The organism is Nitratireductor sp. ATLC21 (assembly GCF_057196525.1).
Map to the genome: position 1 here is coordinate 248,814 of NZ_JBXUOU010000004.1, position 14,409 is coordinate 263,222.

The window sequence follows — 14,409 nt, forward strand, 5'->3', positions numbered from 1 at the left end:
AATAGTTACAAAGTTTGTATACAAAGAAGCATCCAAATTAGGATACGTCAAGGGATGCAAATATGAGTTTGAAGGCCAATCGGTTTGTGGAATATTCATTCCGACGTGGCAGACCGGATTCCGCGCGCGGTTAGGGAGCAGTTTGAGCCGTATGAGCAAGTCTCGAGAACAGCATTGCAAAAACGAAGCCTGGGTCATCGACGGACCGCTGCCGCGCGACCGCATGACACCTGCCAGCCAGGCATCGCCCTCCTGGTTGCAGCACCTGGAAGAGCGCGTTATCGCAGGCGGTGATTTCTGGCGACTTGCCGAGGAGTTGCGGCATGAAAAAACGCAATCAGAAGACCCGGCGAAAATTGCCGCACAAGCTATCCCCTTTGTCGACATCGTTTACGAGATGCTGCGAATTGCAATTCGCACCGGTGCCCTTGCTACCGGCACACCTCTGATCGAAGCCGAGATCGGGGACGCGCTTGCCGTCAGCCGCACTCCGGTGCGCGAAGCTATGCAGCGGCTTTCTGCCGATGGCCTCCTCTCGCGGCGCAAGCGTGGCTGGGAAGTGCGTAAGCTCGATCTCGTCCAGATTCGGGAATCTTACGAGGTGCGCATGGCGCTGGAAGGTTTTGCCACCGCGCAGGCTGCCATTCGCGCAAGCGAAGAAGAGGTCGCATCGATCGTGGCTGCAACCACCGCCCGTTCAGAACTCGATTTCGACAATATCTCGGACCGTCTGACATCGAACCGGGAGCTGCACGGGCTGATTTTCGCTGCGTCAGGCAACGAACGCCTGGTGAGTGCGATCAGAAAAAACATGCAGTACTATTTCGCCCACCGTTTCGCGCAATTCGTCTCTCGCGAAGAGGCCGCGCTTTTCCAACAGCAGCACGAGGCGATCGCCGATGCGATCGCAGTTCGAGATCCAGCGGAAGCCGAGCTGATTGCGCGCCAGCATGTGAAATCAACCTATCTGGCGTTCGAAAAGTTCTACAAGCTGCTCTGAAGGATCAGTCGCGCCAAGAAAAAAAAAGCCCCGGTGTGGGATTTCATTGCTCTTGCAGCCTGAATTCTGCTTCGGCGCATTCCAGTTGCCTGTCCGCACAGTTTTCACCAGAGGGGTTGTGTAGGGGCCCGTCGAGCGGATAGTCATGGTCCCGGGGGGCGGGCATCAGTGGCCCGTCCGGAGTATCGGGGGCACTGCCCCTTTTGTCGCGTCCAAGCAAACGCTTCGGTTGTGGGAAATCGATATCTCCAGGTTGCATAATGCAATCCAGCGTAGTTTATTGCAACTTGCACGCGGCATTCACAGTGCAAGCTTTTTGGCGGTGGGGAACGGGTGGACACTCTCGCTTTTGACGATCCGGAACGGCAGCTTACTGAAAAGACAGCCAATAAACCCCGGCGCGCCGCCATGCCGGCGGAAGAGTTCTGCGCATGGCTGAAGCACGTCAATTTCAGCGAACGGCATGCAGCCAGAACCTTGCAGATATCCAGAACGACGGTCGCCAAATACCGGCAGGAGGGCGCGCCGGCACATATCGGCTTTGCCTGCGCGGCAATTGCCCTCGGCATGCCGATCTGGCAACGGGGTACGGAATAGCTCAATACCCCCCGCAGAAGGGTTGGTGAGCGCCATCTCATTCGGCGCGATCCAGGCGCTGACTTATGGTTTCACCGCGACAGGCGGAACTGATAGTTGATGCGCCGATACGGGGAGCGGATACCGCCGTTCAGGGCAGGATTTGCCGCGCTTATTTGAGAACGTCCGCTGTGATATCCCTATCTCGGCGCCACTGTGTGCGGCCGCATCCCTGGTGATCATTGTGTGCGAGCGCTGGTTCCGGCTCAAAGCCCAGATAACATCCCCGTGAGAACTTGATTCCAGACTTGAGCCTGCGGCATCGCGTCTGTTGTGCGGACACGCGGGCATGATAAACTGGCATATAATATACCAGTTTTGGAGAGTTCCATGAGCGGCACCTTCATCGCCCGGCCAAAACCTCAACCAGAGAAAGCTCTTGAGGACCCTGCCGTAGACAGGGAGTTCATCGGGCGACTGGTGCGAACGTTCTATACGCGTGTTCGAAGCGACGCGCGGCTGGGGCCCATTTTTGCCGGCGAAATCAAGGATGACTGGGAGCCCCATCTGGAGAAGATGACCGATTTCTGGTGCGCCGTTATCCTCAAGGACGGAAGCTATCACGGCAGGCCGGTGCCGGCGCATCTCAAACTGAAAACGGTTGTGGAAGCTGACTTCGATATCTGGCTGGGGCTGTTTCGTGAAACCGTTGAGGAGCTTTGCGCGCCGGCGGTTGCAGCGACGTTCTTGGAACGGGCAGAGCGCATAGCCAAAAGCCTGAAGCTTGCCATGTTCTTTCGCCTGCCTGCTGCGCTTGGGCCTGATGCGGCCCGCGCCCGGTCGCGGGAGTGACGCGATGCGCATGACACTCCACACCGACTATGCGCTGCGAATGCTGATCTTTCTGGCAGTGCGGCCTGAGGCACCCTGCACCGTGAGTGATGTGGCCGAAGCCTATGGGCTTTCGCACAATCATCTGCTGAAGGTCGCCCGCAGGCTCGCACAACTTGGCGCGGTCACGACACTGCGCGGACGCGCAGGGGGGATCATGCTGGCGGAGGTACCCGAAAACATCGAGCTAGGGGGCATTGTTCGCGGCATGGAGGAAAGCCTCACCCTTGTCGAGTGCATGGGCGCAGGAGAAAGCGCCTGCGTGCTGACGCCGGCCTGCCGGCTCAAAGGCATCGTCGCCGAGGCGCTGGATGCCTATCTCGCCGTGTTCGATCGCTACACACTGGCTGATCTTGTGACCAATCGGCAATCCCTTGCGGGCTTGCTCGGTGTCGAGATGGAAGCCTCTGATGCCGTGACATCAGCTTGAGAACGGCGCCCCTTGCCCTGTTCTATCCCGCACGTTCGTCAAACGCATCCTCATCGATAGGCCAGATCGAACGCGCGAGCTTTTTGTAGCCGGCGGTTTTTGGGTTGTTCGGGTAGCAGCCCTCCACGACTGCATAGATGATTTCCTCGGCAATGGGAGCAAAGCCCGCGTGGAAATGGTTGGTCGACTTGATCAGCAGCAACTGCTTTTCGAGCGGATCGACGCCGAGATTGGAAAAAATGTCGGGCTCGAAGGTCTGGGTGCGGTTGGTGTTGAGCACGATGTCGATCTCGGTGCCCACAAGCCGCACCACCGCGGCGGGGCCAAGCGTGACGCGGCTGGTGCCGAATGTCTGCCAGCCTTCCTCAGCCAGCTTGCGGATCTCGAATGCGCCGTCGAATGGCGTGCCGCTGGCGGCGTTTGCCTTGCCGCCAATGCGCATATCGAGAATGGTGCCCTCGCCCGCACCATGCGCGAAGCCGACGGCCTGCGGATCCCATATGGTGGCAACGCCGGCGCGGGTGATGCCGCTTTTGGCGAGAATATGCAGAAGGGCGGTGTTGTCTCCCGCCGTGCCGCCGCCGGGATTGTCCCACATGTCGGCGATGACGACCGGCTTGCCGCCGATGCCCCCGGCTTTTGCCCGGGCTATGGCATCGGCAGCAGAAAGGCTTTCCATGGCGGTCTTGCCGCGCATGGCGCGCACCTCCTGGCCGAGTTTTTCGGCAAGCGCTGAGCCATTCTCCGGTTCATTGTCGGTGATGACCATGACCTGCGTGCCCATTTCCGGCACGTCTCCGGCCATGAAGCCGTGGATGAGCGAGACGGAGAGAACCCCTTCCCTGCCCTGTAGTGCCTTTATGCGGTCCACGAAAGAGCGCATGGGATCTCGGCTCGTCGGGAAGACGTCGATCATACGGCAGTCGAAGGTGGAGATGACCGGGCGGATTTCGCCGCGCGTGGCGCGCAGCGCCAGATCCACCACATGCTCGGCGCGCTCCAGAAAATCCGTATGGGGGAATTCCAGGAAAGACGCCAGAATGTCGGCTGCCGCCACGCGCTTCGCCGTCAAATGGCTGTGCGGGTCGAGCTCTGCTGCCACAATGACGTTTGGCCCGACGATCGTGCGCACACGGGCAAGAAGATCGCCCTCGCAATCATCAAGCCCGCGCGCGACCATCGCACCGTGGAGACCAAGCACCACGCAGTCCACCGGCATGGCGGCGCGAAGCTGATCCAGAATCTCGTCGCGCAGCGCCTCATAGACATCGAGCCGCACATAGCCACCCGGCTCAGCCCACGTGGCAGTGCCCTCGATCAGGGTGAACCCTTCCTCCCGCGCCCGCCGCCGCAACACGGGGATGGGCGCCGAGCAGAGCGTTGGAGTCTCGGGATGCTTCCCCGGCCCCGCATAAAACGCCATCTCGAAATCACGCCGATCCGTGGGGATCGGTGAGAAGGTGTTGGTTTCGGTGGCGAAGGAGGCGGTGAAGACACGCATGCGTTGATGTCCCGGCTTTGTGGATCAGAGCGGCTTGTAGGCGACGGCCTCGACCTCAATCTTGATGTCGAGCATCAGCCGCGATTCAACCGTGGTGCGCGCGGGCGGGTCTTTCGGGAAATATTTGCCATAGACCGCATTGAACGGGCCGAAATCGCGGGCGTCTTCCACCCAGACGGTTGTCTTGACCACATCGTCCAGCGTGCAACCGGCAAGCGCCAATGCCGCCTTGACGTTTTCCATCACCTGCACGGTCTGCTCGGTGATGCCACCCTTGACGACAACGCCATCGGCGCCCACCGGAACCTGACCGGAGATGTAGACGAAATCGCCGGCGCGCACGGCGGGGGAGAGCGGCACATGGGAGGTGCCGAAGCACTGTTTGGTCATTGATAAACTCCGTTTTCGGGTTGCTCTATTTCACCGCGCCGATGGCCAAACCACGCACGAGATAGCGCTGTAGCCAGGCAAAGATGACGGCGACGGGGATCGTGGCGACAAAGGTTGCCGCCATGACGTGATGCCACTCGACCGTATAGCGGCCGGCGACCAGAGAGAAAATCTGGATCGGCAGCGTGTAGCTTTCCTGACGCCGCAGCATGGTGAGCGCAATGACGAATTCGTTCCACGCATTGATGAAGGAGAAGATGGCAGTCACCGTCATCGCAGGAAGGGCGAGCGGCAGGAACACCATCACCAGCGCCTTGGCCGGGCTCGCGCCCTCGATCCACGCGGCTTCCTCAAGATCTTTCGGGATGGTCGAGAAATAGCTCTGCAGCATCCACACGGTGAAAGCGACGTTGAACGCGCCATAGACGAAGACGATGGAGTTCACATTGTCGAGCAGGCCGAGCCACACCACCAGCCGGAACAGGCCGATGACAAGCACGATGGGCGAGAGCATCTGCGTGACGAGCAGGAACTGGCGGAAAAAGCCCTGCCCCCTGAAGCGGAAACGGCTCATGGCGTAAGCCGCTGGAATGGAGACCGCGAGCGCCAGAACGGTCGACAGCACCGAGACATAGATCGAATTCCACAGCGCCGTGCCGAAATTGGTGACGGCCCACATGTCGATGAAATTGCGCCATGCCGCCTCACGCGGCCACCAGGTGGGCGACAGCACCTCATTGGCCGGCTTGATGGCGGTGATGAACATCACGGCAAACGGAAACAGGATCAGCACGATGAGCGGTGACAGCAGCGCCCAGTAGAGCAGCGATTTCTTCAGCTTGGGGTTCATGTCCGCTCCCTGCGCATGGCGAGCGCGACATAGAGGATGGTGAAGGCCAGAAGCAGCGCGAACATCATCACCGACAGGGCGGACGCCTCGCCCAGTTTGCCGAAGCGGAAACCGAGCTTGTAGAGATAGGTGACGAGGATGTCGGTGGAATTGGCCGGCCCGCCCTGCGTGGTCGCCCAGATGATCGGAAACGAGTTGAACACATAGATCATGTTGAGCACGATCGAGATGTTCAAAAACGGCTTCATCAGCGGCAGGGTGATCTCGCGAAAGGTCTGCCAGCGCGATGCACCTTCAAGCTTGGCAGCCTCGTAGAGATCGTCGGGAATGGACGAGAGACCGCCGAGAAAGATGGTCGTCGTGAACGGGATCGTGACCAGAATGCCGATCATGATCTGCACCGGGAAGGCGGTGGAGGCGCGGGCGAGCCACTGGATGTTCTGATCGATCAGACCGATGTTCTGCAGGCCCGAATTGAGCATGCCGCTCTCGCCATTCAGCGCCCAGCGCCAGACGATGGCTGTCATGGTGAGCGACACGGCCCAGGGCAGCATGACGATGACGCGTGCAAGCGAGCGGCCATAAAAATCCTCGTTGAGGATCATGGCAACAGGCACGGAGACGATGAGCGTTCCGAAGACGATGCCGCCGGTCCAGATGAAGGTGCGCCACAGCGCGCCCAGAAAATCCGGATCGGTGAAGACGGCGACATAGTTTTCGACGCCGTTGAGCCCGCGCAGCTGGCCGAAGCGGTTGACGTCGTTGAGCGAAATCGTGCCGAGCTGATAAAGCGGCCACAGGATGATGAACGCGGCGAGAAGAAACCCCGGCAGGATCAACAGATAGGGATTTGTCAGGGGCGAGCGGATCATGGTCCCGTCAGTTTTCGCAGGATTTCAAGCGGACAGAAGCGGCATGCGCGGCCACAACCGCGCATGCCATTTTCAATGGATCTGCTATTGCCCGAGGATGCCGTTGATCTCTTCAGCGGCAGCGTCGAGCGTGGCCTTGGGTTCGCCATTGCCGAGATAGATGGTCTGCACCGCATCCGACGTGGTGGCGGCGATCTCCTCCCAGCCGGCGATGACGGGCGCGAAGCGGGCGTCCGGCAGAAGCGCCGTGAACGCCTTCAGATCCGCATTGTCAGCAAAGGCGGGCTGCGCCGCGACCTCCGGATTAACCGGCAGGAAGCCTTCACCCGAGGTGAACTTCGCGCGCCACTCGGTGGTGAAGAGCTGATCGAGGAATTTCCAGGCCAGATCCTTGTTCTGGGAATTTTCAAACATGATGATGGAATCGGTCACGCCATAGGTGCCGCGCTCTCCATCCGGTCCCGCCGGAATGGCGGCAACGCCATATTCGAGATCCGGCGCCTCTTCCTTGATCTGGTTTGAAAGGAACGGCGCGGTGATCATCATGCCGACCTTGCCCTGCTTGAACAGGTTCTGCACATCCTCGCGGTTATAGGAGGTAACGCCGGGCTGTGTCGCGCCGGAATCGATCAGCGATTTGTACATCTCGGCCGCCTTGTAGCCGGCATCCGTGTCGAGGCCGGATGTGCCGTCTTCCTCAACAAGCTGGCCGCCATAAGCCCAGAAGGCGTAGTAGAAATAGACGTCGGTCTCGATCTCCTTGCCCTGAAGGCCGAAGCCGGCAATGTCGTCGCCCAGCGCACCTATCTTCTTGGCCGCTTCTGCAAGCTCGTCCCAGGTGTCGGGAACCTCGGTGATGCCGGCCTGCTCGAACAGGGCCTTGTTGTAATACATGGCGCGGGCCGATGCGGCGATGGGCAGACCATAGGTCTTGTCCTGCATCACGGAGGGCTCAAGAAACACCGGGAAGAACCGGTCCTTGAAATCCTGCGTCATGTAATCGTCCAGCGGCGCGGCAATGCCCTGCTCGACGAAGTCGATCAGCCAGCGCGTGCCGATGATCGACAGATCGGCATTGGCGCCGCCGGATATGTCGGTGGTCAGCTTCTGCAGAAGCACATCCCACGGCACCACCTCGATCTGGATATCGGAGCCGGGATTGGCCTCCTCGAACGCCTTGGCGGCCTCTTCGAAATAGGGGCCGGTCTTGGAGCTGTATTCAGCCACGGTGACGCGCACGGTCTCGGCCTGCGCCCACCCAGCCATGGATAGAAGCGCGACACCGGCGACGGTGGCTTTCAATGCGGTGCTGTTCATTGGTAACTCCCTGTTCCTCTCTCGGGTTTCTGATGCATGCCCGGCAAAGGGCATTTGCGCCTGCACTGTTTCTTGGGATCGCCGCCCGGCGCGGATGGCGATCTTTTGTGTAATTTTTTTACAGAAAATAGAAATACGCAAGTGAAATCACACATTCATGTTGCTAAATTACGATTTATCGGCAAATCTTTGCTGACAGTCCCAATGGGGACGGTGTCACACAGCCCGGAACAGACCCGAAAAAAGACAGTGAAACTGCTGGTAACCGGGGAGACTTCTGAAAACCGGACGACATGAGGGGAAGAACGGGAGCGCAATGATCGATCTGAAGGATCACAGGATCGTGGTAACGGGTGCGGCCGGGGGCATCGGCCGGGCCATGGTGGACGTCCTTTCGGGGTTTGGCGCGTTTGTGGTCGCTTGCGATCTGGAGGAGGCCGACCTGTCGTTTGACGGGGTTGGGGAAGCACAGCGCTTTGACCTTTTGGACGATGGTGCGGTTGAAGCGGCGGCAAGGCGCATCTGCGACGGGGGCGTTCCGGATGCCGTGATCTCCAACGCCGGCTGGACGCGCGCCGAAACTCTGGATGACGTGACGCCCAAGGCGCTCTCTCACGAGTTGGACCTGAACCTGCGCAGCGCAGCGCGGCTTTCGCAGGCCTTTCTGCCCGCCATGCGCAACCGGGAGAACGGCACAGCGTTCGTGTTCATTTCCTCCATCAACGCGCTTTCGCATTATGGCAACCCCGCTTATGCGGCGGCCAAGGCAGGGCTGATCGCCTGGATGCGCGCCATCGCCACGGAGGAAGGCCGGCATGGCATACGCGCCAACGCGATCACACCGGGCTCAGTGCGCACCATGGCATGGGACCACCGCATCGAGCGCGATCCGGGCATCTTGGCAAAGGTGCGTCAGCTCTATCCGCTGGGGCGCATGGTCGAGCCCGCCGAAGTGGCGCGTGCCGCCGCCTTTCTCGCCTCACCGCTTGCAAGCGGCATCACCGGCACGGTGCTTCCCGTGGATGCCGGGATTTCTGCCGGCAACCTGCCCTTTCTCGAACAGATAGCCGGCTGAGGAGCGCTTCATGGCAGAATTGCAACTGAAGGACATTTCCAAGCGCTACGGTTCGCTGACCGTGATCGAGAAACTCTCGCTGGCGATTGACGATGGCGAGTTCGTGGTCCTGGTCGGGCCATCCGGATGCGGAAAATCCACATTGTTGCGCATGATCGCTGGGCTGGAGCCGATCAGCGGCGGGGACCTTTTCATCGGTGGCGCGCGCGCCAATGATATTCCTCCCCAGAAGCGCGACACCTCCATGGTGTTCCAGTCCTATGCGCTCTTTCCGCATATGAGCGTTCGGGAAAACATCAGCTTCGGACCGCGCGTGCGCGGCGAGCCGAAGGACGAGACCGAACAGCGCATCGAGAAAGCGGCTGAAATCCTCAATCTTGGCGCCTATCTCGACCGCAAGCCGGGCCAGCTTTCCGGCGGCCAGCGCCAGCGTGTCGCCATGGGCCGGGCCATCGTGCGCGATCCGAAAGTGTTTCTCTTCGACGAGCCGCTGTCGAACCTCGACGCGAAGCTCCGCATTCAGATGCGCACCGAGATAAAGGCGCTACACCAGAAGCTTGGCACGACCATCGTCTATGTGACGCATGACCAGATAGAGGCCATGACCATGGCCGACCGGATTGTTGTCATGAATGGCGGCAACATCGAGCAGGTGGGCACACCGCTGGAACTCTACGACCGGCCCGCCAACACCTTCGTTGCCGGCTTCATCGGCTCGCCGGCGATGAGCTTTTTGCAAGCTGAAACGGGCATGGTGGGCGCGACACCCGTGGCGGTGCTTCAGGATGGGACGAGCCTCCCCGTTGCGCAGGGGTTCGGCCATGAAACCGTGACCGTTGGCATTCGCCCCGAATCCTATCAAAGGGACCCGCAAGGGCCGCTGAAACTTCAGGTCGAGGTGGTGGAGCCGACCGGTCCGGAGATCCATGTGTTCGGCACGATTGCCGGAGAGGATGTGCGTGTCGTGCTGCGCGACAGGGAATTGCCGAAACCGGGCGAGACGCTTGCGCTTTCCGTGCCGGTCGAGCATGTGCACATCTTCGACCGCGACGGCGGACAAAGGCTGGAGCCACACTGATCATGGACGAACGCGTGCCCGACGACAGCGAACGCACGGTCGATATCATCGCCCGGTTGCAGGATCGCCTTGAGCGCGGGCGCGGCGCGGAAATCCGCCTGGTGGAGAGCATTCTGGCCGATCCGCAATTTGCCGCCCACGCGCCGATCGCGCAGATCGCCGAGCGCGCAGGCGTGAGCGAGCCGACCATCACGCGGCTGGCACGCGCACTCGGCTTTCCCGGTACGCGGGAAATGCGGTTTCATCTGGCGCAGGCGCTCGCCATTGGTGGCGCCTATCTGCGCGAGCCGAGCGCACCGGTGGAGGAACTGCCGCTCTCCGGCCAGGTGGTGGCAAAGGTTGCCTCCGGTGCCCATGCAGCCCTTGATCTCATGACGATGGCGCTTGCAGACATCGATCTGGAGCCCATGGCCAGGCAGATCAGCCGGGCAAGCCAGATCCTTGTCTATGGCACGGGCGGCAGCTCTTCCTTTGCGGCGGTGGAACTGCAGAACAGGCTCTTCCGCCTTGGGCTGCACGTGACCGCGCACACGGACCCGCAGCTCCAGCGCATGAGCGCTTCCGTGCTGGAGCCCAAGGCTGTGGTGATCGGCTTCTCCGTTTCCGGACAGGCCGCCTCGGTGATGGATGCGGTGACGATCGCCCGGCAATATGGCGCGCGCGCCTTTGTGGTGACCACCCCAAACTCGCCGCTGGCCGCTGCCGGCGACGATATCCTGCCTCTCACCTTCAAGGAGGACGGCAATCTCTACAAGCCGTCTTCCATGCGCTACACGCTGCTCGCCGCGGTGGACATGATCGCCATGGCGACCGCACTCACGCTTGGCACCAAGGTGCTGGAGCCGCTCAGGCGGGTGCGCCACAGCCTGGCGAGCCAGAACATCAAGAACCCCAACCTTCCCATCGGAGACTGATGCCTTGCGCATTCTCGACCTTGAAACACCTGCCGTGGTGATCGACCTTGCGAAAGTTCGCGCAAACCTTGCCCGCGCGCAGGCCCACGCGGACACGCACGGGCTGAAACTGCGCCCGCACATCAAGACCCACAAACTACCCCTGTTCGCAAAAATGCAGTGCGAGATGGGGGCGGCAGGCATCACCTGCCAGAAGGTGGGCGAGGCCGAAGTGATGGCCGATGCGGGGCTGACCGACATCTTCATTCCCTACAACATTCTCGGCACGGCCAAGCTCGACCGGCTTCTTGCCCTGCACAAGCGCGTGACGCTTTCGGTGACGGCGGACAGCGCGGTGACGATTGCCGGCTATGCCGGGCATTTCACCGATCCCGACCATCCTCTCCCCGTGCTCGTAGAATGCGATACGGGCATGGGCCGTTGCGGCGTGCAAACGGTGGAAGAAGTCGTTTCGCTGGCGAAACAGATCGATCCAGCACCGGGGCTGCGCTTCGAAGGGCTGATGACCTATCCGCCGCGCGGCGAGCCCGAGGCAGTGGAACGCTGGCTGGCGGATGCCATCGCCGCGCTCAAGGAGAGCGGGCTGGCGGTGAACACGGTTTCCAATGGCGGATCGCCCGATTTTTACCAGGCCCAGAAGATCACCAGCGCCACCGAACACAGGCCCGGCACCTATATCTATTGCGACCGCATGCAGGTGGCTTTCGGTCATGGCACGCTGGAAGACTGCGCGTTCACCGTGCTGGCCACGGTGGTGAGCCGGCCGACCGAACACCGCGCAATCATCGATACCGGCTCCAAGGCACTCGCTGCCGACACCGCACCCGTGCCCGGCCACGGGCACATCGTGGAGTATCCCGATGCGGTAATCGCCTCGCTCAGCGAGGAGCATGGTATTGTGGACCTTTCGAAATGTGCGACGAAACCTGAGATCGGCGAGAAGCTGCGCATCATTCCCAATCATGTCTGCCCGGTGTCGAACCTTTACGACGCGGTGAACCTCGTTGAGGGCGACAGGGTCACCGAAACACTTGCCGTTGCCGCCCGCGGCCGCCTGACCTGAGAACCAGTCATTCCGAGGAACAAGCATATGACCTACGACAAGAACCCCTTCCCTGAAGGCGATGCCGACCGTCACTATCTCTGGGAAATGCTGGTGCGGCGCGACATCGACGCGTTCCTTTCGCAGGACTGGTCGATGGTGGAAGGAGATTTTGCCGAGGACCGGTTCTTCGGCATGCATGCGCATTTCCTCAGCGACGCGGATTCCTGGCGGCTTCAGTTTCCCGATGTGAAAACCTACCGCGACGAATGGCTGCGGCAGGGCAGGGAAACAGCGGCAACGGAGTTTGCCGAGCCGCTGCGCGATGCGCTCTTCCGCGTGACGAACATGCGCGACATCGACATCGATGGCGACCGCGCGGTGCTGCACAAGAAATTCAATGGCAATGTGGCGAAGGCCGATGGAAGCGTCGACCGGTTGAATTGGCAGACGCTCTATTTCTGCGCCAGGATCGACGGGCGCTGGAAGATCACCGGCTTTGTCGGTTACATGCCGCACCCACTGGGTGGCTGATCATTCAACGCGCCGGCCCGTCTCGGCATCGAAGAGATGGGTCATGTTCTCCTGAACGGTGAGCGGCAGTGTGTCGCCGGGCGCGACCTTTGCGCTGCCGGGAAGCCGGGCGATCAGCTCACCGCCGGCACCATTGGCACCTGACAGCGCGCCATGGGCCAGTGTGTCGGCTCCAAGCGTCTCCACCGCCGTGACGGAAAGATTGAGCGTCGCCTCTTTCGCTGTGGCAATCTGCAGGTGCTCGGGACGCACGCCGAAGAGCAGCGGCCGGCCGGTCTCGGCCGGCTTCGTGTCGAGCGCGAGTTTTCCGCCTCCTTCCAGCACGAAGTCGGAGCCCGAAACGCTTCCCTTCAGGATGTTCATCGCCGGGGATCCGATAAAGCCCGCAACGAAGCGTGTCGCGGGGCGTTCATAGACGGCCATCGGCGTGTCGATCTGCTCGGCGATGCCGGCATTCATGACCACGAGCCGGTCGGCGAGCGTCATCGCCTCCACCTGATCATGCGTCACGTAAAGCGCGGTGGTGCCGACGGAGCGCTGCATCTGCTTGATCTCAAGTCGCATCTGCACACGCAGCTTGGCATCGAGGTTTGACAGCGGCTCGTCGAACAGGAAGACGGCCGGGTTGCGCACGAGCGCGCGGCCCATGGCGACACGCTGGCGCTGGCCGCCGGAAAGCGCGCGCGGCTTGCGGTCGAGATAGGGTTCGAGCTGCAGCATGGCGGCGGCCTGATCGACCCGCTGGCGGATCTCGTCCTTCGTCTTGCCGGCGATCTTCAGACCATAGGCCATGTTGTCGAAGACCGACATATGCGGATAGAGCGCATAGTTCTGGAACACCATGGCGATGTCGCGCTCGCGCGGCTCCAGATCGTTGACCACCCGCCCGCCGATTTCCATCGTGCCGGCGGTGATGCGCTCAAGACCGGCCACCATGCGCAGGAGTGTGGACTTGCCGCAGCCGGACGGGCCGACAATGACGATGAATTCGCCATCGGCCACATCCAGGCTGACGCCATGGATGACCTCGGTCTTGCCGTAGGATTTGCGAACGTCGCGTATGGAAATCGTCGCCATGCCGATTTCGGTCCTTCTATTTCTCTGTCTCGACAAGGCCTTTGACGAAAAGGCGCTGCATGAAGATCACCACCGCCACCGGCGGCAGAACGGCCAGCGTTGCGGCGGCCATGGTCACGGGCCAGTTGCCGTAGTCATCGGCGGTCGGCATCATCTGTTTCAGCCCCATGACGATGGTGTTCATTTCCGGCTTGGTCGTGATCAGAAGCGGCCAGAGGAACTGGTTCCAACCGTAAATGAACAGGATCACGAACAGCGCCGCGATGTTGGTCACCGAGAGCGGCAGGAGAATGTCCTTGAAAAAGCGCAGCGGCCCGGCGCCATCGACGCGGGCAGCCTCCACCAGCTCATCCGGCACGGTCATGAAAAACTGGCGGAACAGGAATGTGGCTGTGGCGGAAGCGATCAGCGGCAGGATAAGGCCGGTGTAGGAATTGAGCATGCCAAGCGAAGCCACGACCTCATAGGTCGGCACGATGCGCACCTCGACCGGCAGCATCAGCGTCATGAAGATGGCCCAGAAGGCGAACATGCGAAACGGAAAACGGAAATAGACGATCGCATAGGCCGACAGGATCGAAATGGCGATCTTGCCGATGGCGATGCCCATGGCCATGACGAAGGAATTGAACAGCATGCGCCCCACCGGCGCGGTGATGCCGGAAGTGAGCGCTTCGCTGTAATTTTCGATGAAATGCGGCCCCGGCACCAGCGGCATGGGCGGGCGGATGATCTCGAAATGCGTCAGCGTCGAGCCGACAAAGGTGAGGTAGATTGGGAAGCAGACAATGGCGATGCCGATGATCAGCACCGCATGCATCAAGATCGTGCCAAAGCCCTGTTTTTCAACCACGCTCCGCCC

The 14,409-nt window shown here is 61.0% G+C and carries 16 protein-coding genes; 9 read left to right on the forward strand and 7 right to left on the reverse strand.

The features are described 5' to 3' along the window. Positions 1 to 151 precede the first annotated feature (151 nt). The 4 genes from AC2CHD_RS19150 (at position 152) to AC2CHD_RS19165 (ending at position 2,897) form a co-directional block, all read left to right on the forward strand. Entirely contained in the window at positions 152 to 1,000 is an 849-nt protein-coding gene (locus tag AC2CHD_RS19150) for a GntR family transcriptional regulator (protein ID WP_229450854.1), read from the forward strand. 333 nt (positions 1,001 to 1,333) lie between these two features. Next, on the forward strand, positions 1,334 to 1,597 hold the full coding sequence (locus AC2CHD_RS19155; RefSeq protein ID WP_484554925.1) for a hypothetical protein: 264 nt from the start codon (positions 1,334 to 1,336) through the stop codon (positions 1,595 to 1,597). Positions 1,598 to 1,966: 369 nt separating this feature from the next. Next, on the forward strand, positions 1,967 to 2,428 hold the full coding sequence (locus AC2CHD_RS19160; protein ID WP_484554926.1) for a group III truncated hemoglobin: 462 nt from the start codon (positions 1,967 to 1,969) through the stop codon (positions 2,426 to 2,428). A gap of 4 nt (positions 2,429 to 2,432) precedes the next feature. Next, a complete protein-coding gene (locus tag AC2CHD_RS19165) occupies positions 2,433 to 2,897 on the forward strand; it encodes an Rrf2 family transcriptional regulator (RefSeq protein ID WP_484554927.1) in 465 nt (154 codons plus the stop codon). A gap of 22 nt (positions 2,898 to 2,919) precedes the next feature. Here the strand turns inward: AC2CHD_RS19165 and AC2CHD_RS19170 are convergent, their stop codons facing one another. The 5 genes from AC2CHD_RS19170 to AC2CHD_RS19190 form a co-directional block, all read right to left on the reverse strand. Further along, a complete protein-coding gene (locus AC2CHD_RS19170; RefSeq protein WP_484554928.1) occupies positions 2,920 to 4,398 on the reverse strand; it encodes a M81 family metallopeptidase in 1,479 nt (492 codons plus the stop codon). A 24-nt stretch (positions 4,399 to 4,422) separates the two neighbouring features. Beyond that, complete coding sequence (locus AC2CHD_RS19175; RefSeq protein WP_484554929.1) at positions 4,423 to 4,788, reverse strand: RidA family protein; 366 nt, start codon at positions 4,786 to 4,788, stop codon at positions 4,423 to 4,425. A gap of 25 nt (positions 4,789 to 4,813) precedes the next feature. After that, on the reverse strand, positions 4,814 to 5,638 hold the full coding sequence (locus AC2CHD_RS19180) for a carbohydrate ABC transporter permease (protein ID WP_007007193.1): 825 nt from the start codon (positions 5,636 to 5,638) through the stop codon (positions 4,814 to 4,816). Continuing rightward, positions 5,635 to 6,510 carry a carbohydrate ABC transporter permease gene (locus tag AC2CHD_RS19185; RefSeq protein ID WP_065818001.1) on the reverse strand — a complete coding sequence of 292 codons (876 nt, stop codon included), beginning with the start codon at positions 6,508 to 6,510 and terminating at the stop codon, positions 5,635 to 5,637. Before AC2CHD_RS19185 ends, AC2CHD_RS19180 begins: the two co-directional genes overlap by 4 nt. An 84-nt stretch (positions 6,511 to 6,594) precedes the next feature. Next, positions 6,595 to 7,827 (reverse strand): ABC transporter substrate-binding protein, encoded by a 1,233-nt coding sequence (locus AC2CHD_RS19190; RefSeq protein WP_484554930.1) that lies wholly within the window; start codon positions 7,825 to 7,827, stop codon positions 6,595 to 6,597. A 316-nt stretch (positions 7,828 to 8,143) separates the two neighbouring features. On the opposite strand from AC2CHD_RS19190, the gene AC2CHD_RS19195 reads away from it, so the two are divergent. From AC2CHD_RS19195 to AC2CHD_RS19215, 5 genes are read left to right on the forward strand one after another with little or no spacing between them, the layout of a single operon-like run. Continuing rightward, positions 8,144 to 8,902: an SDR family NAD(P)-dependent oxidoreductase gene (locus tag AC2CHD_RS19195; protein ID WP_484554931.1), complete on the forward strand. Its 759-nt coding sequence runs from the start codon at positions 8,144 to 8,146 to the stop codon at positions 8,900 to 8,902. A 10-nt stretch (positions 8,903 to 8,912) separates the two neighbouring features. Continuing rightward, positions 8,913 to 9,980, forward strand: a complete 1,068-nt coding sequence (locus AC2CHD_RS19200; RefSeq protein WP_484554932.1) for an ABC transporter ATP-binding protein — start codon at positions 8,913 to 8,915, stop codon at positions 9,978 to 9,980. Between the two features lie 2 nt (positions 9,981 to 9,982). Beyond that, positions 9,983 to 10,894, forward strand: a complete 912-nt coding sequence (locus AC2CHD_RS19205; protein ID WP_229450864.1) for a MurR/RpiR family transcriptional regulator — start codon at positions 9,983 to 9,985, stop codon at positions 10,892 to 10,894. A gap of 4 nt (positions 10,895 to 10,898) precedes the next feature. After that, positions 10,899 to 11,957 (forward strand): D-TA family PLP-dependent enzyme, encoded by a 1,059-nt coding sequence (locus AC2CHD_RS19210; protein WP_484554933.1) that lies wholly within the window; start codon positions 10,899 to 10,901, stop codon positions 11,955 to 11,957. Between the two features lie 27 nt (positions 11,958 to 11,984). Beyond that, positions 11,985 to 12,470, forward strand: a complete 486-nt coding sequence (locus AC2CHD_RS19215) for a hypothetical protein (RefSeq protein WP_484554934.1) — start codon at positions 11,985 to 11,987, stop codon at positions 12,468 to 12,470. Here AC2CHD_RS19215 and AC2CHD_RS19220 read toward each other — a convergent pair whose 3' ends face one another. Both AC2CHD_RS19220 and ugpE read right to left on the reverse strand, forming a co-directional pair. Then, the gene (locus AC2CHD_RS19220) at positions 12,471 to 13,547 is read right to left on the reverse strand and encodes a sn-glycerol-3-phosphate import ATP-binding protein UgpC (protein ID WP_484554935.1); all 1,077 of its coding nucleotides are present in this window, start codon (positions 13,545 to 13,547) and stop codon (positions 12,471 to 12,473) included. Between the two features lie 16 nt (positions 13,548 to 13,563). Further along, positions 13,564 to 14,400 carry a sn-glycerol-3-phosphate ABC transporter permease UgpE gene (gene ugpE, locus AC2CHD_RS19225; protein WP_484554936.1) on the reverse strand — a complete coding sequence of 279 codons (837 nt, stop codon included), beginning with the start codon at positions 14,398 to 14,400 and terminating at the stop codon, positions 13,564 to 13,566. Positions 14,401 to 14,409: the final 9 nt, after the last annotated feature.